This is a genomic window from Pseudoalteromonas caenipelagi, from assembly GCF_013140855.1.
GTDB lineage: Bacteria > Pseudomonadota > Gammaproteobacteria > Enterobacterales > Alteromonadaceae > Pseudoalteromonas > Pseudoalteromonas caenipelagi.
In genome coordinates this window covers 121,162-142,657 of sequence record NZ_JABBPG010000001.1, presented here as the reverse complement: position 1 = coordinate 142,657, position 21,496 = coordinate 121,162, and the positions used below count along the sequence as shown (strand labels likewise).

General features: G+C 41.2%; 26 protein-coding genes. 3 read left to right on the top strand and 23 right to left on the bottom strand.

What is annotated here, in order from left to right; all coding sequences use genetic code 11:
* Window positions 1-110: 110 nt before the first annotated feature.
* From HG263_RS00675 to HG263_RS00625, 11 genes are all read right to left on the bottom strand, one after another.
* Window positions 111-746 carry a LysE family translocator gene (locus tag HG263_RS00675; RefSeq protein WP_171624166.1) on the bottom strand — a complete coding sequence of 212 codons (636 nt, stop codon included), beginning with the start codon at window positions 744-746 and terminating at the stop codon, window positions 111-113.
* 127 nt (window positions 747-873) lie between these two features.
* Window positions 874-1,194, bottom strand: coding sequence for a hypothetical protein (locus HG263_RS00670; protein WP_171624165.1), 321 nt, complete (start codon window positions 1,192-1,194; stop codon window positions 874-876).
* A 121-nt stretch (window positions 1,195-1,315) separates the two neighbouring features.
* Window positions 1,316-2,149, bottom strand: coding sequence for an alpha/beta hydrolase family protein (locus tag HG263_RS00665; protein WP_171624164.1), 834 nt, complete (start codon window positions 2,147-2,149; stop codon window positions 1,316-1,318).
* Window positions 2,150-2,274: 125 nt separating this feature from the next.
* Window positions 2,275-2,490, bottom strand: coding sequence for a DoxX-like family protein (locus tag HG263_RS22215; protein WP_343043954.1), 216 nt, complete (start codon window positions 2,488-2,490; stop codon window positions 2,275-2,277).
* Window positions 2,491-2,744: 254 nt separating this feature from the next.
* Complete coding sequence (locus tag HG263_RS00655) at window positions 2,745-3,734, bottom strand: transposase (RefSeq protein WP_171624163.1); 990 nt, start codon at window positions 3,732-3,734, stop codon at window positions 2,745-2,747.
* Window positions 3,735-3,862: 128 nt separating this feature from the next.
* Window positions 3,863-4,348, bottom strand: coding sequence for a hypothetical protein (locus HG263_RS00650; protein WP_171624162.1), 486 nt, complete (start codon window positions 4,346-4,348; stop codon window positions 3,863-3,865).
* Window positions 4,349-4,436: 88 nt separating this feature from the next.
* The gene (sseB, locus tag HG263_RS00645; protein ID WP_216628323.1) at window positions 4,437-5,234 is read right to left on the bottom strand and encodes an enhanced serine sensitivity protein SseB; all 798 of its coding nucleotides are present in this window, start codon (window positions 5,232-5,234) and stop codon (window positions 4,437-4,439) included.
* 116 nt (window positions 5,235-5,350) lie between these two features.
* Window positions 5,351-5,791, bottom strand: coding sequence for a hypothetical protein (locus tag HG263_RS22625; protein WP_171624160.1), 441 nt, complete (start codon window positions 5,789-5,791; stop codon window positions 5,351-5,353).
* Between the two features lie 168 nt (window positions 5,792-5,959).
* Window positions 5,960-6,379, bottom strand: a complete 420-nt coding sequence (locus HG263_RS00635; RefSeq protein ID WP_171624159.1) for a hypothetical protein — start codon at window positions 6,377-6,379, stop codon at window positions 5,960-5,962.
* Window positions 6,380-6,451: 72 nt separating this feature from the next.
* Window positions 6,452-6,826, bottom strand: coding sequence for a hypothetical protein (locus HG263_RS00630; RefSeq protein WP_216628322.1), 375 nt, complete (start codon window positions 6,824-6,826; stop codon window positions 6,452-6,454).
* 207 nt (window positions 6,827-7,033) lie between these two features.
* Window positions 7,034-7,441, bottom strand: a complete 408-nt coding sequence (locus HG263_RS00625) for a winged helix-turn-helix transcriptional regulator (protein WP_343043934.1) — start codon at window positions 7,439-7,441, stop codon at window positions 7,034-7,036.
* A 149-nt stretch (window positions 7,442-7,590) separates the two neighbouring features.
* Here HG263_RS00625 and HG263_RS00620 point away from each other — a divergent pair, with 149 nt between their 5' ends.
* Window positions 7,591-8,133, top strand: a complete 543-nt coding sequence (locus HG263_RS00620; protein ID WP_171624158.1) for a nuclear transport factor 2 family protein — start codon at window positions 7,591-7,593, stop codon at window positions 8,131-8,133.
* A gap of 181 nt (window positions 8,134-8,314) precedes the next feature.
* On the opposite strand, the gene HG263_RS00615 is transcribed toward HG263_RS00620, so the two are convergent.
* The 5 genes from HG263_RS00615 to HG263_RS00595 form a co-directional block, all read right to left on the bottom strand.
* On the bottom strand, window positions 8,315-8,827 hold the full coding sequence (locus HG263_RS00615) for a hypothetical protein (protein WP_171624157.1): 513 nt from the start codon (window positions 8,825-8,827) through the stop codon (window positions 8,315-8,317).
* 83 nt (window positions 8,828-8,910) lie between these two features.
* A complete protein-coding gene (locus HG263_RS00610; RefSeq protein WP_171624156.1) occupies window positions 8,911-9,720 on the bottom strand; it encodes a TIR domain-containing protein in 810 nt (269 codons plus the stop codon).
* A gap of 118 nt (window positions 9,721-9,838) precedes the next feature.
* On the bottom strand, window positions 9,839-10,159 hold the full coding sequence (locus tag HG263_RS00605; protein WP_171624155.1) for a hypothetical protein: 321 nt from the start codon (window positions 10,157-10,159) through the stop codon (window positions 9,839-9,841).
* A 117-nt stretch (window positions 10,160-10,276) separates the two neighbouring features.
* Window positions 10,277-10,630, bottom strand: a complete 354-nt coding sequence (locus tag HG263_RS00600) for a hypothetical protein (RefSeq protein ID WP_171624154.1) — start codon at window positions 10,628-10,630, stop codon at window positions 10,277-10,279.
* 823 nt (window positions 10,631-11,453) lie between these two features.
* Window positions 11,454-11,828: a hypothetical protein gene (locus HG263_RS00595; RefSeq protein WP_171624153.1), complete on the bottom strand. Its 375-nt coding sequence runs from the start codon at window positions 11,826-11,828 to the stop codon at window positions 11,454-11,456.
* A 352-nt stretch (window positions 11,829-12,180) separates the two neighbouring features.
* Here HG263_RS00595 and HG263_RS00590 point away from each other — a divergent pair, with 352 nt between their 5' ends.
* Complete coding sequence (locus HG263_RS00590; RefSeq protein WP_171624152.1) at window positions 12,181-13,137, top strand: integron integrase; 957 nt, start codon at window positions 12,181-12,183, stop codon at window positions 13,135-13,137.
* A 53-nt stretch (window positions 13,138-13,190) separates the two neighbouring features.
* On the opposite strand, the gene HG263_RS00585 is transcribed toward HG263_RS00590, so the two are convergent.
* From HG263_RS00585 to HG263_RS00555, 7 genes are all read right to left on the bottom strand, one after another.
* Window positions 13,191-13,952, bottom strand: a complete 762-nt coding sequence (locus HG263_RS00585) for an SDR family oxidoreductase (protein WP_171624151.1) — start codon at window positions 13,950-13,952, stop codon at window positions 13,191-13,193.
* Between the two features lie 4 nt (window positions 13,953-13,956).
* Window positions 13,957-14,844, bottom strand: a complete 888-nt coding sequence (gene mmsB, locus HG263_RS00580; RefSeq protein WP_171624150.1) for a 3-hydroxyisobutyrate dehydrogenase — start codon at window positions 14,842-14,844, stop codon at window positions 13,957-13,959.
* A 10-nt stretch (window positions 14,845-14,854) separates the two neighbouring features.
* Window positions 14,855-15,994 (bottom strand): enoyl-CoA hydratase/isomerase family protein, encoded by a 1,140-nt coding sequence (locus HG263_RS00575; protein ID WP_171624149.1) that lies wholly within the window; start codon window positions 15,992-15,994, stop codon window positions 14,855-14,857.
* Window positions 15,994-16,770 carry an enoyl-CoA hydratase gene (locus HG263_RS00570; protein WP_171624148.1) on the bottom strand — a complete coding sequence of 259 codons (777 nt, stop codon included), beginning with the start codon at window positions 16,768-16,770 and terminating at the stop codon, window positions 15,994-15,996. Before HG263_RS00570 ends, HG263_RS00575 begins: the two co-directional genes overlap by 1 nt.
* A gap of 10 nt (window positions 16,771-16,780) precedes the next feature.
* Window positions 16,781-17,938: an acyl-CoA dehydrogenase family protein gene (locus tag HG263_RS00565; RefSeq protein WP_171624147.1), complete on the bottom strand. Its 1,158-nt coding sequence runs from the start codon at window positions 17,936-17,938 to the stop codon at window positions 16,781-16,783.
* 84 nt (window positions 17,939-18,022) lie between these two features.
* The gene (locus tag HG263_RS00560) at window positions 18,023-19,513 is read right to left on the bottom strand and encodes a CoA-acylating methylmalonate-semialdehyde dehydrogenase (protein WP_171624146.1); all 1,491 of its coding nucleotides are present in this window, start codon (window positions 19,511-19,513) and stop codon (window positions 18,023-18,025) included.
* An 87-nt stretch (window positions 19,514-19,600) separates the two neighbouring features.
* Window positions 19,601-20,779, bottom strand: coding sequence for a thiolase family protein (locus HG263_RS00555; RefSeq protein ID WP_171624145.1), 1,179 nt, complete (start codon window positions 20,777-20,779; stop codon window positions 19,601-19,603).
* Between the two features lie 321 nt (window positions 20,780-21,100).
* Here HG263_RS00555 and HG263_RS00550 point away from each other — a divergent pair, with 321 nt between their 5' ends.
* Window positions 21,101-21,496, top strand: coding sequence for a MerR family transcriptional regulator (locus tag HG263_RS00550; RefSeq protein WP_171624144.1), 396 nt, complete (start codon window positions 21,101-21,103; stop codon window positions 21,494-21,496).

Genomic DNA, 21,496 nt, shown 5'->3' with positions numbered 1-21,496 from the left:
TAATAGTTAACGCACGCATAAAGCGGTGAGTAGCAGTTTGCTAAAATGTAAAACGAAGTGGAACCGAGCAAACTGCTACTAATCCGACTTTAAGGCCTTGTTAGCACTTGTTATTTACTGGTAGCTAAGCGAGTTGCTAAACCTAAAAAGATAAAACCTAATAGCCCATCTATGTGGCGGCCTGAGTTAAACTTTTTACTAACTAATTTACCAAATTGGCTAAATGTTACTGAAAATGCACAGTTTACTAATAAAACAAAGCTACTAAGCAAAACTCCAAGTATTAAAATTTGGACTGAAAGTGAGCCTGTTCCCGTTGTAAATTGAGGTAAAAACAGACTAAAAAACAATAAAGCCTTTGGGTTAAGCAGGTTATTTAATAACCCCTTATTTATCAAGCTTAAGTCGGTTAAATTTTCACTACTAAATTGAGTGTTAGAGGTTTGTTGATTATTGCGGTACCAACTTCTTAACATTTTTATACCTAAGTAACTCAAATATAGGGCACCAACAATTTTTATAACATACGCAAAGAAAGGCATTGATTGCATCAATTGCCCTAAACCTAAAGCCACGAGTAAAGTTTGAAAAATACCGGCGAAAAAGACACCAATAGCTACCATGACCCCCGCTTGAACGCCCTTCGTCGAAGAGTAAGTAGAAATAAGAACTAAATCTGGGCCAGGTGATATGGCCAGAAAGAAAATTGCAGTAAAAAACACAGGTAAAATTGAAAAATCTATCATCCAGATATCTCGATATTCATTAAAAGTGCTAACGCTTACCTAACCGGCGCTAAATAGCAGGGTAAAATTAGCGACGAAGGAGCGCAGCCTGCAGTTTTGCGTCCCTTTTGGGTTAGGCACTTGTTAGCTAATAAAGGATGATATAACTAACTTTTAAATATCCATTATGAGTAGAGCATGTTGCGCCATTTGCATCATCCATATAAATGGTAAGTGGCTTTTCAGCCACTTTAGCGGCTAACAACAGAGATGATGCGGTATCACTACCACTACACTTCCATGATGTCGTCCCTTCTAATTTAAAAGCAAACTGTTTCTTGTTACTGCTATCTTTACAACTAATATGCTCAGCCATTAACATACTTACTTTTCCAGAGCATGAGATATCCTTCGCATGAGCACTATTCACTATCAATAACAGTGCTATCAATACACTTATCTTTTTCATATACATCCCATATTGAATTATTAGCTAACGCCTCGTTAAGAGGCAAACAAGTTGTTGGCTAAAATAAGCGAGGAACGAGCAAAAGCCAACTGTTTTTTTCCTTTTAAACGGCTTTTTAGCACTACAATGTACTCACAAAGTGATTAATTATAGATTTTTTAATTTCTGGGGCTGTCTCTTGGCTGAAACCGTGGCCTGTTTTATAAGAGTTATGTACTACTTTATGCTTAAACTGCTTATTTTTTAAATAAACTTCTATGTCTTTAGACATTTGAAAAGACGGCCAAACTTGATCACTTTCTGCTGAAATCAAAAGTATTGGACCATTAATATTTTCAAATTTAAATAAGGATTTATTGACGTTAGTTTTATTTTCTAATGCAACAGTGAATCTGTCGATTAACTTAGCATTTGAATCCAACTCTAGGCCTAAAGCTGGTATATCTTGACCTTCAATTGTCCAAGCTGACTTCGGTATTGTTAGACCATACCAAGCAACCTTACTTGGAGTTGTAACAACTATAGATTTTATACGGGAATCCATACTTGCTAATAAAAATGCAGCCTCTGAACCTCTAGAGCCACCAACCACACCAATTCTAGATGAGTCTATTAAAGGGTGAGTTTCCAAATAGTTAATTGCATCAATGAAATACTCCATTGGTATTTGATCTAGCGTTTGAGAAATACCTTTTTCTTTAAAATAAGCTAGTCCTAATACAGCAACACCGTGAGGTGCGATCATTTCTCCATTTGCATTACCAGTATCTAATCCGCCCTCAGAGCCACCAAAGGCAATTACTACAGGAAGTTTTTTCTCTGTTTTTGGTAAGTATAAGTTAGCAACTAAGTTTTTATATTCGACTTTATTTATCTCATAATCATAATTTTCAGCTTTCAGTGAAAAAGAAACTAATGAAATAATTAAAAGTAAAAATGGTATAGATTTGTGCATGCTATCTCCTTGTAGTGCTAACAACCGCATATGCGGAACAAAATGCTTGGCTAAAATTGTGTAGCAAAGCGAAACCGAGCCAAAATTTAGCAGTCCCACACTTAATTGGCTTGTTATATATACATTTAGCTCTGACTAGATTGCTTTAAATTGTTAAGTAAAGCAAGACTTAAACCAATTAATGGGATATTGGTTGTGACTGGGTTAAATGCCTCAATTAACAATTGAGGTTGTAATAGTGCGACAAATAGTAATAAACCAATAAGCGCAAAAATATTTAAGAAACAATATAGACGAAACAATATAGACAGACGAAACAATATAGACAGACGAAACAATATAGACAGACGAAACAATATAGACAGACGAAACAATATAGACAGCCATTATTAAATTATCAAAAGGTGAACGTGTAATGCCAGTTCCTTTGATGTTTTCACATCGAAAATATCTATTCTGCGAATATTTAGGCCTTTGCGGGCATTATTTTTTAGGCTTACTCTAGGTTTTAAGGCTTGATTGCAAAGTGCTAGGCGCAGCTTGGCCTACTTTGTCAGCATGAGTGTGGTTGAAGGTTTTGGATTGAAATTGTGCTTTAGCCGAAAAGCTGTTCACAATGACTGATGCCAGTTCGCCGCTTTACTTCTAAATGTGCGTAGTAGCCGTCAAGCTTATTGGGCCGACCGACAGGCCCTTTGAACACTTTAGTAAATTGTGTGGTGAGCTTTAGCCAGTTTTCGGGGGCTATGTTTAATCGCTCTAAAATAGGCAGTGTGCGCTGCTCTATATGCCCGCGCTTGTCTTCTCGCATGCAGCGGCCGGTGAGTTCAACTAGCTCTAAGTAAGACTTTAATTCAAAGGGAACTCCTTTAGGCATGTGCTTTCTGGGGCTGCCTGCAAAGCGAGCGAGTTGTTTGGGCTGTTTTGCCTCTTTCTCGGCGTTATTTTTTACGGCATCAAGGCGTTTTTGAACGCTGGTGTGGTCAGAGTCTTCTGGTGTTTTTGCCATTTTCGCTCTGATGGGGTTTAGGTCAACATACGCCATACATGCTGCCAGTGCAGCTTCATCTAGCAGTGCTTGAGATTTAAATCTCCCTTCCCAAAAACGACCTGTACAGTTATCTTCTTTATTGGCTTTTCTGGCTATATCTTCATTGAGGACGCGCATAAACCAACTGATATCCGCCAGTCGCTCTCGATAATCTGCAATAGTGCGATTTAAAAAGAATTGCTGCGCCTTATCTAACTTATCGCCTTGTAGGTATTTTTGTGTCAGCAGCGTGCCCTTGAATAGCTTATGCCAGCGAATAAGTATCGCTTTATCATTTAGTCTTTTCGCTTTTTTATCATCCACATACAACACAACATGGGTATGATTACTCATCACCGCATAAGCACATACATCGATACAAAATACTTTGGCAAGCGCGAGTAGCTTATCTTCTACCCATTGCCTACGGTGTTCATAGCTTTTACCCGTTATCGTGTCATCCCCACACAAAAATGCACGGCGAACACACCGTGAAATACAGTGATAATATTTAGTATCAACCAAACTTACCTGTCTTTTACGTGCCGTTGCCATCAAGCTGCCTACCTTTTGACCAGATAATTAAAAGATAGGCAATGACCAAAAAACAAGCAAATAAAAGTGGGTGTCTCGTTTATTTTTGTTTTGCGTCCTTTGGTTGAGGCACTTGTTAGGGCCAATAGCTAAGATTTAACAAGCTGCACATAAAAAACCGCTGCAACCATAGCTAGCATAAACAAAATCAATAGCGTGAAAAAGCTAGAATTTGAAATACGTTTAAGAATAATTACAAGCTTGTTTAATGATTTACCTGCATCAGTTGCTACCCATGCATCACTTACATTTGATGTATAGTCATGTAACTCTCGACAACTATATGGGTGCTTAAAATATAGCGTCTCAATACCTATACCCTTAGATTTACAGTGGTTAAGCAAGTACCTCTCCAAATATATACAAATAAAAAAGGGGGCCCCAACGCCTAGCATGGCCAGACCGGTAATTAATAATGAAATTGAAACTACTACAACCTCATATACTGATAACTCACCGAAATCTGGTTGGTACCCCGATAACATACCAAAGGATATAAGAGCAAAGCCAAATATAATAGCAAGACCGCTTACCATGAAAATAGCAGCGAAAAATCCAGTAAAAATATATGTCACTATCCTTGATATCATTCCGAATGGGCCCTAACGCCGTGCTCTGGGGCAAACCGAAGCGCAGCGTAGGTTTTTCCCTAGCAGCACCTTGTTATGCCTTACCTACGCCAAACCACGATTTGAGCTTTGAACCCCATTTTTTCTCGTAGAATGGCTTAGTTTGATTTATAAAGTACTGGCTAAGGCCAGAATCATTTTCATTGACCCTATACAGATCAACAGGCTCGCCTTCGGGCGCGGTATCGCCAGCTACAGCGCCAGCCTCTCTCATAACCTTTTCAATATCACCATCTGCCTCTATGCCAACTATTAGATGAGGTTTCTCATCAACAGATGTGTCATGCATGAGTGCCAGATAAGCTTTTTTAACACTGCCATGTTTTGCCAATAGCTGGGTCAATGAGTCAACCATCTTTGAAGGGTAATTAGAAGGTTGCCCCAGTAGTACCTTAGTTTCTTTCTCTACCACTCTCTGGGATGGAGCCTGACTGATACCAATAGATAACAAATGTGCAACTTCTTCAGGAACAAATTCTTTTCCATAGTCGGATTTTGGATTAAGAAATAGCGTAGCTCCTTGCGTCATTTCAAACAAAGAACGTACTGGTAGGGCCAAATATGATTCTTCGCTATTGATTGATTTTTGCAACACTTCTAGCGAAGAAAAGAAAGGAATTACAGGTGAGCCATCTGCTTTTTCCCAATGTTGTATCTGAATTTTACTACCAGCTTCGAGATCCACTTCTCCGCCCGTGCCTGAAACTCCCGTTGTACCAAGTAAAAATACCTGAGAACTTAGTAGAACTTCACAGAATTGTGGTCGATGGGCTGGCTCGTCAGCTGCCAACCTTAGAATTTCTTCTAGTTTATTTTCTTCGGTTATTTCCACGATTCTTCCTTTAGGCATAACGCCCCATTCAGGGGCTTTTAATCGTTGGCTAAAATAACGAACGCAGTGAGGAAAGCCAACGGTTAAAAGTCCCGCACTGCAATGGCTTGTTATAACTACTTTTCATCTTCGTCATAAATTATTGACGCAAGAGCTGGGCGTACTACCGCAAGAATTAGAACAATAATTACAAGAGCGCCCATAACTAACTTAACTACTTTAAAGAACCATGGCTTCTGCCATATTTTTCCGGTTTCTTCTTCCAATTTCTTTTGTTGAATAAATGCATCATAAGCTTTATTCAGATCACTGTGTTTAGTAATTTCTGGATACTCAATGACAATACCGATTTTTGCAAGTGAGACACGAGCTAACTCTGACTGTTCTTGGTTTACATAAAGCATATGGTTTTTTACATCGGCATAATAGTAAATACGCTCTTGATCTAACACATCTGCGATTTTAACTGAGTCAACTAAACGCATATCTTGAATAAGCGGTCTATAAATTGGACTATCTTCATTTGCCCATTTAACAATAAAAATAGCAATTAGCATTGATATACATAAAACCAATAGCAGCTTGTGTTCTTTTGTGATTAGTTTATTAATTTTATTTCTCCGTGATATCGATACTAAAGCCGAGCTGACGAGTAGTTATAACGCCGCAATAAATGGCAAGTAATGCTTGGCTAAAATTAGCGAGGTACGAGCGCGAGCCAAGCTTTACGCGTCCGTTTTTAATTGCCTTGTTATAGCGAATTTTAACATGTACCCGCCAATAGCTAAGCACACCATGCCAACAAGTAAAAATAAAAATATGTGACCGGTAACACCTAAGTGATTGATAAGGAATGCCCCACGACCATAATAAAGATCGTTTGCCAAAATGCTGACGTTGCCGTTTACAGTTAGTTCATAAAAAAGATAAAAACTTCTTAATGCTATGGCAGTAAATAATATACCTCCCCACAAAAAGCCCCTTTGATTTTTACCGTATAAATCAAATATAACTAGCGCCAAGGACAATAGACCAAGATTAAAGAGAACGACTTTATAAAAGCTAACTGAAAGCTCATCATTCAAGTATCTGATGTCATAGATTACAGCTATCAAGATTAACAAAAGGCTAATAGAATACTTCATTCGCTATAACGCCTCAATAACCGGCGCAGCTTTGCTGCGTCCGGCGCCGAAGGCTCGTGGTTAATTGACTTGTTATGTGTGGATTTCAAATCGGAGTTGTCCGCCTTGGATTGTGACCGAGCCAAAATCACCTATTACAAGAAATGAACCATCTAGTTCCTTGAGGTCATCAATGCTTCCATAGTCAATAGAGCCATCTGGATCTGTGGTTGACTGGACGGACTCTTTTGATTTCAAGCCACTTATATTCTTTACGCCCACAAATTCAAGAGTCGCTTTCCGGTAACATGTATGCTCATCTTTCTTGGGAGCGGTGTAATGCTCTGACTCGGGCCAAATGCTTGCCTCTAACTCGAAAGACAAATGGTCATTCTCGTGACTCCAATTCAGAACAAATGAATCATTTAGATCAATACCTTTGAATATTTCGATTTGAGACCACTCCATGTTCATACGCGCTTACACATAACGCCGCAATTTGCGGACGGAGTGAGATGGCGCTTTTTTGTGCTCTGCACAAAACGTGACAGCTCACGGAGTTCCGCAAGATTGCTTGGTTAGGTTGGTTTTCGGACCGCTTTCAGCACTGAACTAGGAGGGACCGAATACCCAAATGATGTCAATCCCATCACATTTGTTCACACTTATGTAAATTCAATTTCTGTTATCGTAGGCTTTTCGTGAGCGTTTTATTTCATTATGGTTTACTTGCGCCCACGAAACTAACTCATACAAGGGTTTGACTAGCCCTCTCCCCATTTCTGTAAGCTCGTACTCCACCTTTACTGGTACTTCGGGGTAGACGGTTCGAGTAACATACCCTTCTCGCTCAAGGTCACGTAGTGTTTGTGTGAGCATGCGCTGTGATATACCTACTACTCTGGATTTCAAGGCATTAAATCTATCAGGGCCTTCGACGAGAGAAAATAAAATCAACATAGACCATTTGTCACCAATTTGTGCCACTACATTACGAATGGGGCAATCGTCGTTGTTGTTAAATACCCGTCTTTCGACTTTCTCCGTGCCTATCACATTCGATTGTTTGTTACTCGCGTTCACGTTGCAGCCCTCTTACTAGCTTCTATCTATGGGTTACCAAAAAGTACCTATGTTACATTTTGGTGCCTTCTTGTAGTGTAGGTTACTATTATATACTATGGAATTCAAATGGTGATTACTTCAAACAAATACATAGAGAGGAACTAATTATGTGGAAAATCATTGCATCGATACTGTTAATATGGGCAAGTACTAGCGCATTTGCACAAAATGCTGAAAAACTGGTTATTGATCTGCAATCATTACAAAAACCCAATTGGACAGAGCAAGAGCTTGCAAACGCCGCCTTGGTTACGGATTTTGTTCAGAATTTGATGAACAACCATGATTTCGACTACATTTTAAAGCACTATAATGATAGTGCATATATTCAGCACAACCGCAACCTGCCTGACAAAGTCAGTGGTTTAGTGGGCTTTTTGAAAGAGTTTGTTGAAGAATATCCCGACTACACTTATGACGTAAAACACATCTATGTTGATGGCGATTACGTTATCTTTCACTCACATGCCACTTTAGAGGAAGATGATAGGGGCAATGATGAAAAAGGCATGAATATTATCGATACCTGGCGCCTTGACGATGGTCGCATTGTTGAACATTGGGACTCAATTCAGGCGCTTGATACCTTTATGCGATTCTACTCACTGATTAGCGGTGGCGATATTCGGAATGATAATGGCGTGTTTTAGTTGAAAAACGGCTGAAGGCATGGGGTAACAATGTTGTTCACCCTAATGTCCTAGTGACAAAGCGAATTTATGCGACACGACCTAACGCCGCGTTAAGCGAACTAAAATTGTTGGTTATAATGTGAAGCGAAGCGGAACCTAACCAACTGTTTTAGTTCCGTTTAAACGCCTTGTTATACATTTAGAACTTAAATCGTCGGATAAACTCGACAAACGCTCCAGTAGTCAACGCAGCAACAAGACTTCCAGATAATACGTAAACTATTACATCAACTATTAAATTTAAAGTAACCCAAATAGTATTATATGAAAGCTTTAATTCAGTTAGTAAATATACTTTCTCGGGATTAATTTCATATTGAATATCACTGTGCTCGGTAGCGGGGTGACACCTCAGTAACTCATAATGCTTGAGAAACTTTACATGAAGTAGTTCTGTAATATGTTTACATAGCCATTTATTAATAAGCGTTGCAGCTATAAAATCTTCCAAATTAGATGTTTTATAACCAAAAGAGGCTGTTCCTGAATAAAGTTCAAATTCTTGGTCTTCTTGGTAAGAAGAAAAAGAAAGTAGCATTTCTAATAGTTGCTCACCTAAATATGCCTCTAATAGTGTTAATTTCAACCATTTACCATACCCAATGGATTTATCACTTTTAAAGAATATCTTTTTTAGAACACTATCTCTCACGCAAACTCCAAAATGTATAACGCTTGGCTCTGGGGCTGCATGGAGCGTAGCGTAATGCAGTCCCTAGCAGCCACTTGTTAAGTTCACACCGCCACATTATACCCAGCGGCCTTGAGCTCTTTGATTATTGAATAACCACTTTCTTCAATACTATTTGTAAACGATTTATACACTAAACCACTTACGTCGCTGGGCAGCGATACTGCACCTGTATGTAAGCAGCACACTCTAGACCGACCAAGCTTCCCGACGAAATAACCAAACTCAAAGATGACATTTGGCCTTGCTCGTAACTCCAGCTTCCTCTCTCCTTCTGGCAAATCTGACTCAGCAGATAAGTATGCGATTTCATCGGGAGTTAGCAATATAAACGCATATCCTACATCGCTATGCTTCTCAAATTTTTCAATAATTGTATTACCTTCATCGGCCTGTCTGTGGAGTACAACAGGTTCCAAGCCTAATTCAGTAAGAAATATTTCTAACTCATGCTTTGCTTTCTCGTCATGCCCATGCACAACAAAAACTTTATTTGAACGAGGAACGCCTTCAGCACTAACTTCAACTGCGCCAACTTCAGGTAGAACTTCATCGGCAATGCTCGCTCTGGCTGCCTTTAGAGCACTGAGAATTAGCGTTTTAGCATTAGTAAACCTTTCTTGGCCATTACCTAAAACCCTAATTCCAAGACCACGTTCCAGAGTATGCGCAGGAACCGAATCTTCACCAAACTTAGCATTTATGAATGTTTTTGCTCTAGATTGCCAAACTATCCATTCCTCAGAGTACGCATTTGGATTCCCGTATTGTGAAAATCCGGAACAAAAATTTTGGAAGGTAAATGCTTCACCTTGTTCAATCAGTTCTTCAATTACTTTTAAGGTATTGCTCATGACTTCCGTATTGAAATTAACGCCGTGCTAAACGGCACAAAATGCTTGGATAAACTTTGCGAGGAACGAGCACAGCCAAGCTTTTTGTGTCCGCCCTTTAAGCACTTTGTTATATGCACTATTGCACGTTTACTAGTTTTCCATTATCGAACGTAAACCTAGCAAATTCAGTAATAATTACATTTTCTTCTTCAACGATAAAGCTGTCTGGATTTGCTTGCCTTAGAAGATGGAGAATATCTTTTTGATTATACTCCGCTGCCCCTTTCACTATTAGCTCACCTAAACTCTTTATTGATTTGTTGGCGTCATCATATTCATAAGATAAATAAGTATTTGTAACGCCTTGATCTATCAATGCTATAAGCCAATACAAGTTGCTTGAAATTAATAGCAAAATAGAAACGAAGAAAGAGATCTTCCATTTATTTCGAAACATGACATCCCCTGTGCATATAACGCCGCAATAAGCGGCAAATAACACTTGGCTAAAATTAGCGACGGAGGAGCGCAAGCCAAGTGTAATGCGTCCGCCCTTAATTGCCTTGTTATATGCCTACGTGCATGTGACCTGTTTGCCTTTATGCACCGTAATAACAACACGCTTATTTATTTCGTTATTGGTAACGTATCCGCAATTACCGTGATATGCAACGGAATTTGCAATGATGACTTTATAGCGATACGTACCATCTTTGGGTTGCGACAAAGAATAATGAAGGGTATTGCTGGCACCGATAGAAATAGAACCGAAGTCGAGGTGGCTACTAGGTATATCAATTTCCGCTTGAGTCACTGTAGCACCCGAATTATTCACAATCGTGATGCTCGGTAAGATAAGGAAACTAGCAAAATAAAGCGCTGTAATTAATGTGACAAGACTCAAAGCTATTTTGACAAGAAGTTTCATCCAGTTCCCTTTGGCATATAACGCTCGCCTAACCGGCGCGAAATAGCAGGCTAAAATTAGCGACGAAGGAGCGCAAGCCTGCTGTTTTGCGTCTCTTGGTTTAGGCACTTGTTAGGTGCGATTTTTATCAATATCGTTACCACACTTATAACAATTTGCAGATGGTAAGCGATATTTGTAAAAACCTTGCATTACTTGATTTCTGTGACACTTTTGGCAGGTATAACCTAAAGCTTTAATTACTAATAGAATACCAAGTACCATGCTACCGATATAAAACGGGTTAACAAAGAAGTTATCAACGGTTGTATGTTGTAATTGGTAGCCTATGATGCATAAGATTAACAAAACCAAATATATTTTAAACTGAACACAACGCTTCAATTTAGCCTCTCTTTCACCGGAGCACCTAACGCCGCAAATAAACGGCAAAAATTAGTTGGCTAAAATTTGTGAGGAACGAACAAAGCCAACTGATTTTTGTCCGCACTTTTTAATTTGTTTTGTTAGCAGGACTATTTATGGTTGATGCATACCCCAGATAATAAAGAGTACTAGGGCAAGACCAACCCAAGCTAAAAATATTTTAAACAGGCTGCTTTTTTGTGGTTTGAAAAAATACATAATGCCACGAAAGACTGTGTATAAGACAACAGGTGCCACAAATACAATTAGCACAAAATAAAGTGTCATCAAACCTAACAACTAACTCTCCAGCTTCAGTACTGCTAACGCCCGCATAAGGGGCTGACATTAGTTTGCTAAAATGTGCAGCGTAGCGGAACTGAGCAAACTGTTAGCAGTCCCGTGCTTAATGCGCTTGTTATATTTTCTTACTCGGCCAAAAAATTAAGAGTAAATGAATAGGTGGTATGCAAAAAAGAACCGTAAACCACTTATGAAGCCCCATATCTAAAACCCGTTTATAGCATCTGTGTATGTGAAGTGGTATTTGTAAAAACCATACAGAAAATAAATCTAAACTAAACCCACGACCGACAAGTTGCCCATCGCTTATTTTCAACCTCTTTTCGATGCCGCCAATATCAACCCCAAAATAATTGAAAATTAAAGTCGCTGCGATAGGTAATACGATCCAGATTGAAACCATACTCCAAAAGAAATCACTCCTTGTGTAATAAGTACGGTATTTATTTTTTGGTAAACCTTCATCGTCCTTGGTAATACTACTTTCCATTTACTCAAAACCTTATTGAAAATATAACAGTGTATTAGCGTGAATTCGCGTTAATGTTCTACCCATTAGCCCTACAACACACCAATTAACAAATTTAATTGCGCTAAATATTAGCATGTTAGCCGCCATTTTGTCCTCAAAAAGTAACAACGCTCACAGAGCAAAACGAGAATCTACTTAAACGAGAATGAGTCAACTTATCTAAAATAATTAAAACTCATTGCAATCAAATGGTTAGGTAGATTTTTAGGTCTACAGGTGAACAATTTGAACAAAAATTAACGGGGTCTCTAGTTGCAAAGTTTGATGCCTTAAATTATACCTGTATAAAACCACAGTAAATGGATTTACTATGAACAAGTCACCTTTTTTGGAATCTGTACGCGTAGAGCTTAGAACTCGTCGCTATAGTTTAAAAACTGAAAAAGCTTACCTGCACTGGATCAAACGGTTTATTTTGTTCAATGATAAACGCCACCCAGATGAAATGGGTAACCATGAGATTGAGCGTTTTCTTAACCATTTAGCTTGCAACAGGCTTGTAAGTGCAGCAACCCAAAACCTCGCGCTATGCGCTATCATATTTTTATACCGCTATATCATTAAACAAGAAATTAAAGGTTTAAATTACGCTTCTAGTCAAGTAGAAAAAACATTGCCTACCGTACTCACACATAATGAAGCCACGCAAATAATTAGTCATTTACCAAGCAAATATGGGCTCATAGCGAACATGCTATATGGTAGCGGCTTACGTATAAATGAAGCGTTATCCTTGAGAGTGAAAGATTTAGACTTTAATCAAGGTACAATTTTTGTGTTTAGGGGCAAGGGTAAAAAAGACCGTTACACACTGCTACCAAAAAGTTTGCATCAGCCATTGCAGCAACAAATAGAAAGAGTAAAACAATTACATAAACGCGACCTAAACGAAGGCTTTGGCATGGCATCTTTGCCCCCGTCACTTATCAGAAAATATAAGCACGCTGTGAAAGATTTTGCGTGGCAATATCTGTTTCCTTCAAGCACACGATGTGTACATCCGTATGATAGCTATATATGTCGCCATCACTTACATGAAACAACTTTCCGCAAAGCACTGCGTGTAGCTTTACTAAAAACGGACATATGTAAGAGAGTAAAAGCGCACACTTTTAGGCATTCATTCGCGACTGAATTGTTGCAATCGGGCTCGGATATAGGCACAGTGCAAATGTTGCTTGGGCATGAAGACGTTAAAACCACACAAATTTACACTCACGTAATTGGTAATACCTTTGCCTACACAAGCAGCCCTATCGACAAATAAAAAAGGCATGTACCAAACATACATGCCTTTTAAAATGCTTATTTAACGCCTAGTTACAAACGAATACCGCCGTCAATTTCCACCACACGACCAGTGAAAAAGTCATTTTCAATGATGTACTTAGCTGTATGTGCAATTTCTTGAGCCTCACCTAAGCGCCCTACTGGCTTCATTTTCACTAAACGCTCTTTGGCTTCTGGCTTCATGGCATCGGTCATGGTTGTGCGAATAACACCCGGTGCAATGGCACCAACGCGAATGCCAAAGCGACCTAGCTCTTTGGCCCAGCTTGTAGTCATGGCAACCACACCCGCTTTTGCCGCTGAGTAATTGGTTTGCCCCATGTTACCTGCGCGCGCCACGCTGGACATGTTGATGATCACACCACCTTCACCCGCTTCTACCATTTTAACCGCTGCTTCACGGCCACACAGGAATACGCCAGTTAGGTTTACATCTATAACCGACTGAAATTGCGATAGCGCCATTTTGTCGATTACTTTACCTTCTTTGGCTTTGAGTAATAAACCATCACGAAGAATGCCTGCGTTGTTAATTAATACTGCAATATTGCCGCAATCTGCTTGGATGGCGTTGAATACTGCCTCTACTTCACTTTCAACACTCACGTTAGCGATGTAGGTGTGCACCTGCGTGCCTAGTTTACTCAATTCAGTCTTAGCACTGGCTAGCACGTCTTCTTGCATATCGATCAGCGCAAGATTTGCGCCTAGCTTTGCCATTTCGGTTGCCATTGCAAAGCCTAAGCCCTGCGCACCACCGGTGATCACTACGGTTTTATTGTTAATATCCATAGGGTTACTTTTCACTATATAATTTAAAAATTGCGCTAAAGTCTTCTGCGCCTTTGCCTTGATTTTGCATCAGGTTGTATAAGTTTTTGGCCATCGCACCTAATGGTGTTGCCGAGTTGGTTTGCTGTGCGGCTTGCTGCGCAAGACCTAAGTCTTTGGCCATTAAGTCAACCATAAAACCTGGTTTATAGCCATTTGAACTCGGTACATTCTCTTGTACATTTGGGCATGGATTATAAAGCTCTAACGTCCAGTTTCGGCCAGAGCTGTTGAGCATGATCTCGCTGAGCACCTTAGGGTCTAAGCCGTGATCAATACCCATCTGCAACGCTTCACTGGTTCCAGCCATTAAAATACTCAACAGCATGTTGTTGCAAATTTTAGCAACTTGCCCGGCACCAATATTCCCCGCATGAAATATGTTTTTACCCATGTCGGTTAAAATACTGTTAGCACGGTTAAAGTCGGCATCACTGCCACCCACTATAAAGGTTAGCGTGCCCGCAGCTGCGCCTGCCACTCCGCCAGATACTGGCGCGTCAACAAAGCTAATGCCTGCTTTTGCCAGCTCGCCGCCAACAAACTGCGCCGATTCTGCATCAATGGTTGAGCAATCAATTACTAAAGTTGATTTATCTAGATGGTTAATTAAACCATTTTCACCACAGTAGATCATGCGTACATGCTTACCCGCTGGCAGCATGCTCACTACAAATTCTGCATCTACACAAACTTGCTCAACGGTCTCTGCCGCTTTTGCGCCTTGTATAGTTAGATCGTTCACTGCGCTTTCGTTTAAATCAAAAACCGTAACGATATGGCCCGCTTTAACAAGGTTGCTTGCCATTGGGCCGCCCATATTGCCTAGGCCTATAAATCCAATCTTTGCCATGTTCTGCTCCTTACATATCCGCCAGTGGGTGTGTCTGCTCATCCCATTTTGGCGTTAAAAACGCCTTAATTGTGCTGGCAGTTACCTCAGAGACTGAGTTAAATTGCCATTGCGGCGCACCATCTTTATCAATGAGTAGTGCTCGCACGCCTTCTTGAAACTCTCCAGCATTACCTGCTTGCACACTCATGCCTAGCTCAAACATAAAGCACTCTTTTAGGCTCTTATCTTTACCAGCTTTAAGTTGCTCATTCACTAGCACTGCACTAAGTGCTGAGCCATGTTTTAGTGATTTTTGAGCACGACTCAACCATTTGTTGTCATCGCTCGGTAACGCCAAAATGTAGTCAACTTGCGCCTGCAATGAGCTTAACGAATCAAGTTCATCAAGTTGCGGCTGAATAGCTTTAAGCTCGCTTTTAGGTGGCTGCGCTGAGTTTTTATCAAGCTCTAATAACACTTCGGTTAGTTTTTCGTGATTTGAGCTGCTCGCTTTATCCCAGTTAATACCCAACAGTTCAGCCAACAGTTCACCGTATTTATCAGCATCAACAAAGTGATCTGCAAGGCCGGTGTAGCGTGCATCACTGGCATTAATCGACGCACCAGTAAGACCTAAAAATAACCCTACACCTTGTGGCATTTTATTGAGGAAGTAGCTGCCACCTACATCTGGGTATAAACCAATGGTTATTTCAGGCATAGCAATACGGGCAGTTTCGGTGACCACTTTGTGGCTAGCACCAGCCATCAAACCTAAACCACCACCCATAATAATACCGTTACCCCAAAGTAGAATTGGCTTAGCGTAGGTATGAATTTGATAATCTAGGCGATACTCTTCAGCAAAAAAGGTCTGAACATAATCATTGCCATCATTTGCTGCCATTGCTTTGTATAAGCTAACTACATCGCCGCCAGCGCAAAATGCTTTTTCACCTTCGCCTTTTAACACCACCATAGCTACTTGGTCATCTTTGGCCCAAGCATCCAATTGCGGCGCAAGTAAACGGATCATATCAAGGTTAAGTGCATTCAGCGCTTTTGGCACATTGAGTGTGGCAAACGCAACCTGCATACCGTTATCGCAATCTGCCAACTCAAAAATAACGGGCGCATCAGCTTGATTGAGTAACTGTAACTTTGCCATTAGCCATTCACCCAGTTTGGTTTACGTTTTTCTAAGAATGCATTCACGCCTTCTTTTTGATCTTGGGTGTCAAACAAAGTCACAAATAACTCACGCTCTAGTGGTAGCGCACTATTGATTGTTCCAGTACGGCCTTTTTGAATAAGCGCTTTACAGGCTGTAACAGCAACAGGACTTTGCTCACCTACTTTTTCTGCCAGTGCTATTGCAGCATTAAGTGCTTCACCAGTTTCAACCACTTCTTCTACTAAACCAATTTGCTGGGCTTTATCTGCTTTTAAGCGCTCACCACATAAAATCATACGTTTAGCCCAACCTTCGCCGACTAACCACGACAGGTTTTGTGTACCACCTGCACAAGGTAGTAGGCCAACTTTGGCCTCTGGTAGTGCCATTTGTGCTTGCGCTTCGGCGATACGAATATCACAAGCAAGAGCAACTTCAAGGCCACCGCCCATTGCAAAACCATTGATTGCAGCAATAGACACGCCTCTAAAATCACTCAGTGTTTCAAACGCTTCACCAAATACACGTGACATATCTGCAGCTACGCCTTTATCGCCGCTGGCAAATACGTTTAGGTCGGCACCCGCCGAGAAGAACTTTTCACCTTCACCGGTGATCACCAACGCATAAATGTTTTTATCTGCGTTTAATTCGTTTACGAGCTCTTTTAATCCAACTAAGGTATCGCGCGTCCACGTGTTTGCAGGTGGATTGCTCATGGTGATAACTGCAGTGTTGCCTTGTTTTTCAAGTTTTAATTGTGCACTCATGATGTTCTCCTTATAAAACGCTTGCTGCGCCCTCAGCTAAAATACGGCGTGCGATGATCACACGCATGATCTCGTTAGTACCTTCTAAAATCTGGTGTACGCGTACATCACGCACATGACGCTCTAGCGGGTATTCTTTGATGTAACCGTAACCGCCATGAATTTGCAGCGCATCGTCACATACTTTAAAGCCCACATCGGTTGCAAAGCGTTTTGCCATGGCACAGTAAGTGGTTTTTTCGCTGTCGTTGGTATCCAATTTAAATGCTGCTAAGCGCACCATTTGTCGCGCCGCCACAAGCTCGGTGTTCATATCTGCAATTTTAAACTGCAATGCTTGAAATGCAGCAAGTGGCTTACCAAATTGCTCGCGCTCTTGCATATACTGTTTTGCGGTATTCAACGCTTGTTGCGCCGTACCAATCGAGCAAGTTGCAATATTAATACGACCGCCGTCTAGGCCCTGCATAGCAAACTTAAAACCTTCGCCTTCTTGACCAAGTAAGTGCCCAGCTGGAATACGTACATTTTCAAGTGTTACTAGTCGTGTAGGTTGTGCGTTCCAGCCCATTTTTTCTTCGGCTTTACCATATACAACGCCAGCAGCATCTGCTGGTACTACAAACGCCGAAATCCCTTTTGGACCTGCTTCGCCAGTGCGCGCCATAACCACAAGTACGTCTGTTTCGCCAGCACCTGAGATAAACATTTTTGAGCCGTTTAATACGTACTCATCGCCTTCTTTAACCGCTTTGGTTTTAAGCGATGCTGCATCCGAGCCTGAGCCTGGCTCAGTTAAACAATATGACGCGAGCAGTTCACCCATAACGAGTTGGTCAATATACTTTTCTTTTACCGCGTCAGTGCCAAAACTGGCAATCATCCAAGTTGCCATGTTGTGTATGGTCAACATCGCGGTCGTTGCCGTACAGCCCATTGATAGCTGTTCAAAAATTATACTTGAGTCTAAACGCGATAAACCAAGGCCACCCGCCTCTTCTGGCGTGTATAAACCACAAAAGCCAAGCTCACCGGCTTTTTTAATCACGTCTTTTGGAAAAATATGTTCGCGGTCCCAAAGTGCTGCATTTGGAGCCAGTTCGCTCATTGCAAATTGATACGCAGTTTCGGCGAATGCCTGTTGATCTTCGGTTAGATTAAAGTCCATAAAGACCTCTTGTTGTGTTGATGACTAAGCCAGATAAACTCTGGCTTAGTTAATAATTATTGTAATATTCTTTGAAACGCTGAATTACTTCAGGTTAATACTCATATTTGGACCAGACGCGATATCGTCTTCAAACCAACGTGAGGTAATGGTTTTGGTTTCTGTGTAAAAACGGACACCTTGCTTACCGTAAGTGTGTTGGTCGCCGTAGAACGACCCTTTCCAACCTGTGAATGAGAAAAACGGCAGTGGCACAGGAATTGGTACGTTTATACCCACTTGACCCACTTCTATTTCATGTTGGAACTTACGTGCCGCAGCGCCACTTGACGTAAACAGTGAGGTGCCGTTTCCGTAAGGGCTCGCATTAATAAGGGCGATTGCTTCTTCCAATGTATCAACAAACATACATGCCAGCACCGGACCAAAGATTTCTTCTTTGTATAGGTCCATTTCAGTCGTTACATCGGTAAATAATGTTGGACCAACCCAGTTGCCTTTCTCATACCCTTCAACCGTGCAATCAGACCCATCTAATAAACAGGTAGCGCCTTGTTGTTTTGCACTTTCAATCAATGACAAAATACGCGCTTTAGCTTGCGGTGTTGTTTGTGGCCCGTAAGCCGCTTCTGGGTCATTCCAAATACCAGGGCGAACTTTAGCAAGCGCTTCTTTTAAGTCATTCACCCATTCTTTAGATTGACCAACAAATACAGCGACCGAAATCCCCATACAACGTTGACCTGCAGCACCCACTGAAGAACCAACTAGGTTATTGATCAATTGCTCTTTTTTAGAATCTGGCATGATCACCATGTGGTTTTTAGCGCCAACACATGCTTGCACGCGTTTAAGGTGTTGCGTGCCTTTAGAGTAAATATATTGACCTACTCCACAAGAACCAACAAACGAGATAGCGCGAATCTCAGGCGCTTCTAAAATCTGATCTACTTGCTCTTTGGCACCATGAACAACTTGTAAAACGCCTTTCGGTGCGCCAGCTTCTTCAAATAACTCAACCAAGCGCATTGGCGTGAGTGGGTCTTGCTCTGACGGCTTAAGAATAAACGTGTTCCCACAGACAATAGCCATTGGGAACATCCATAGTGGGATCATCGCTGGGAAGTTAAATGGTGTAATACCCGCACATACACCTAATGGTTGCATATATGAGTAAGTGTCAATCTTACGAGCTACGTTTTCTACCGTTTCACCCATCATCATTGATGGCGCATTGGCCGCTTGCTCAACCACTTCAATACCACGCCAAACGTCACCTTTTGCATCTTCAAACGTTTTGCCAAGTTCGTGACAGATGATTGTCGCAATTTCATCATGGTGCTCTTTTAACAGCGCAGCATAACGCATCATTATGCGGGCGCGCTCAGTGACTGGTATTTCTTTCCATGTTTTAAAGGTTTCTTGTGCAGAGTCAATTGCTGCGCGCATTTCTTGCTCTGTTGCACAAGGTACTTGCGCAAGAACTTCTTGAGTTGCAGGGTTTACAACATCAATCCATTTGTCGGTTGATGATTGTGTGAATTCGCCGTTGATGTATAAAGGTACATGGTGCATTGTGCACTCCTCCCCAGATTATGTGTCATGGCACCAAAGGCTATAATAATTGTCTTGCCTGTCATTATGGTGCCCTAAAAATTGTATTTAGACTTCTACCGCTAGAGCCACGGCTTCACCACCACCAATACACAGTGATGCGATACCTTTAGATAAACCACGATTACGTAGCGCGTGGATAAGCGTTACTAAAATACGTGCGCCACTTGCGCCAATTGGGTGACCAAGAGCACAAGCACCGCCGTTTACGTTAACTTTGTTGCTGTCTAAGCCCATTTCATTGATAGCTAGCATAGTCACCATGGCAAACGCTTCGTTGATCTCCCAAAGATCAACATCGTCTTTGCTCCAACCTGCGCGCTCTAACAAAGTATTCATCGCGCCTACAGGTGCTAATGTAAATTCAGAAGGCAACTGAGAGTGTGTTGCGTGACCTGCAATCTTACAAAGTGGTGTTAAACCGTGACGTTTCGCTTCAGACTCGCTCATTAACATAAGTGCTGCAGCACCATCAGAAATTGATGAAGAGTTAGCCGCCGTTACAGTGCCGTCTTTTTTGAATGCAGGACGTAGACTAGGTATTTTTTCAGGGCGCGCATTACCTGGTTGCTCGTCAATGCCTACCTCTACATCACCTTTGCGAGTAGATAAAACAACCGGTGTAACCTCGTTCGTAAAGCTGCCATTTTCAATGGCTGCATTGGCTTTGCTTAAAGAGCCTAAAGCAAACTCATCCATTTGCTCTCGAGTAATGCCGTATTGATCTGCGGTGTCTTGCGCAAAACAACCCATCGCTTTGTTGTCATAGGCATCTTCTAAACCGTCAGCCATCATGTGATCTTTTATTTCACCGTGGCCCATACGCATGCCACCGCGCGCTTTAGGAATGAAATAAGGCGAGTTAGTCATGCTTTCCATACCGCCTGCAATCGCCGAATTGATGCTGCCAGCTTTTATTAGATCATGTGCTAACATCGCCGCTTTTAAGCCTGAACCACATACTTTGTTAATGGTGGTTGCGCCTGTTGAGCGTGCAAGACCCGCATGCAGCATAGCTTGACGTGCTGGTGCTTGACCTAAGCCTGCTGGTAACACACAGCCCATGATCACTTCATCGATTGACGCATCACTTAAGCCCGTTTCAGTCATCACGCTTTTAATCGCACTTGCGCCTAAATCCGTTGCACTGGCGCCAGATAAAGCGCCCATAAAGCCACCCATAGGGGTACGTTTTGCGGCTACGATGACTACAGCATCATTACTCATTTTAAACTCCTATTCACAGATACCCTTAGTTATGGCATCCTGCTTAAACGATTTATTAATTAATTTGAGCATACATAATATTTACGTTTACGCCAACGTAAATCTAAAATCAAGCAAAGTGCGATGTCTGGTTTTGTAAACATTTATTGCACACCTAGCTTTCCAGATGGCGTTTTTACTCAGTTTCGTGGTGATTTTTTGTCATATAAATCACTTACACCCCACCTAATACTAAAGCATGATTTTCACTCACAGCTTTACCTTTACGTAAACTTCACTTATATTGGACAAATCAGTATTGAAGTCAATGTGTAAATAATCATGCAAGATAACCATAACGAAGAAACCTACTCAATCAGCGAGTTAGCGAAAGAATTTGATATTACAACGCGCAGCATACGCTTTTATGAAGATCAGGGCTTGCTATCTCCCGAACGTCACGGACAAACCCGTGTTTACTCAAAACGCGACAAAGTGCGTTTAAAACTGATCCTCAGGGGCAAGCGTTTGGGCTTTACATTGGCAGAAACTGGCCGTTTATTTGAGCTGTATGACGCTGATAAATCAAGCGCTAAACAGCTGTCAACCATGTTGCAACTTATCGAAGAGAAAAAAGCCGACTTAAGTCAACAAATGGACGACATTAAAGTTGTGTTGATGGAGCTGGTCACAGCCGAGCGCCGTTGCCGCGACACGTTAAAGAATTTAGAAGAATAA

Excerpts from the sequence above, each read along its gene's own strand:
- HG263_RS00675 (WP_171624166.1), bottom strand. The coding sequence starts at position 746 with ATGATAGATTTTTCAATTTTACCTGTGTTTTTTACTGCAATTTTCTTT.
- HG263_RS00670 (WP_171624165.1), bottom strand. The coding sequence starts at position 1,194 with ATGAAAAAGATAAGTGTATTGATAGCACTGTTATTGATAGTGAATAGT.
- HG263_RS00665 (WP_171624164.1), bottom strand. The coding sequence starts at position 2,149 with ATGCACAAATCTATACCATTTTTACTTTTAATTATTTCATTAGTTTCT.
- HG263_RS00655 (WP_171624163.1), bottom strand. The coding sequence starts at position 3,734 with ATGGCAACGGCACGTAAAAGACAGGTAAGTTTGGTTGATACTAAATAT.
- HG263_RS22625 (WP_171624160.1), bottom strand. The coding sequence starts at position 5,791 with ATGCTAATTGCTATTTTTATTGTTAAATGGGCAAATGAAGATAGTCCA.
- HG263_RS00635 (WP_171624159.1), bottom strand. The coding sequence starts at position 6,379 with ATGAAGTATTCTATTAGCCTTTTGTTAATCTTGATAGCTGTAATCTAT.
- HG263_RS00630 (WP_216628322.1), bottom strand. The coding sequence starts at position 6,826 with ATGGAGTGGTCTCAAATCGAAATATTCAAAGGTATTGATCTAAATGAT.
- HG263_RS00620 (WP_171624158.1), top strand. The coding sequence starts at position 7,591 with ATGTGGAAAATCATTGCATCGATACTGTTAATATGGGCAAGTACTAGC.
- HG263_RS00610 (WP_171624156.1), bottom strand. The coding sequence starts at position 9,720 with ATGAGCAATACCTTAAAAGTAATTGAAGAACTGATTGAACAAGGTGAA.
- HG263_RS00605 (WP_171624155.1), bottom strand. The coding sequence starts at position 10,159 with ATGTTTCGAAATAAATGGAAGATCTCTTTCTTCGTTTCTATTTTGCTA.
- HG263_RS00600 (WP_171624154.1), bottom strand. The coding sequence starts at position 10,630 with ATGAAACTTCTTGTCAAAATAGCTTTGAGTCTTGTCACATTAATTACA.
- HG263_RS00595 (WP_171624153.1), bottom strand. The coding sequence starts at position 11,828 with ATGGAAAGTAGTATTACCAAGGACGATGAAGGTTTACCAAAAAATAAA.
- HG263_RS00590 (WP_171624152.1), top strand. The coding sequence starts at position 12,181 with ATGAACAAGTCACCTTTTTTGGAATCTGTACGCGTAGAGCTTAGAACT.
- HG263_RS00585 (WP_171624151.1), bottom strand. The coding sequence starts at position 13,952 with ATGGATATTAACAATAAAACCGTAGTGATCACCGGTGGTGCGCAGGGC.
- mmsB (WP_171624150.1), bottom strand. The coding sequence starts at position 14,844 with ATGGCAAAGATTGGATTTATAGGCCTAGGCAATATGGGCGGCCCAATG.
- HG263_RS00575 (WP_171624149.1), bottom strand. The coding sequence starts at position 15,994 with ATGGCAAAGTTACAGTTACTCAATCAAGCTGATGCGCCCGTTATTTTT.
- HG263_RS00570 (WP_171624148.1), bottom strand. The coding sequence starts at position 16,770 with ATGAGTGCACAATTAAAACTTGAAAAACAAGGCAACACTGCAGTTATC.
- HG263_RS00565 (WP_171624147.1), bottom strand. The coding sequence starts at position 17,938 with ATGGACTTTAATCTAACCGAAGATCAACAGGCATTCGCCGAAACTGCG.
- HG263_RS00560 (WP_171624146.1), bottom strand. The coding sequence starts at position 19,513 with ATGCACCATGTACCTTTATACATCAACGGCGAATTCACACAATCATCA.
- HG263_RS00555 (WP_171624145.1), bottom strand. The coding sequence starts at position 20,779 with ATGAGTAATGATGCTGTAGTCATCGTAGCCGCAAAACGTACCCCTATG.
- HG263_RS00550 (WP_171624144.1), top strand. The coding sequence starts at position 21,101 with ATGCAAGATAACCATAACGAAGAAACCTACTCAATCAGCGAGTTAGCG.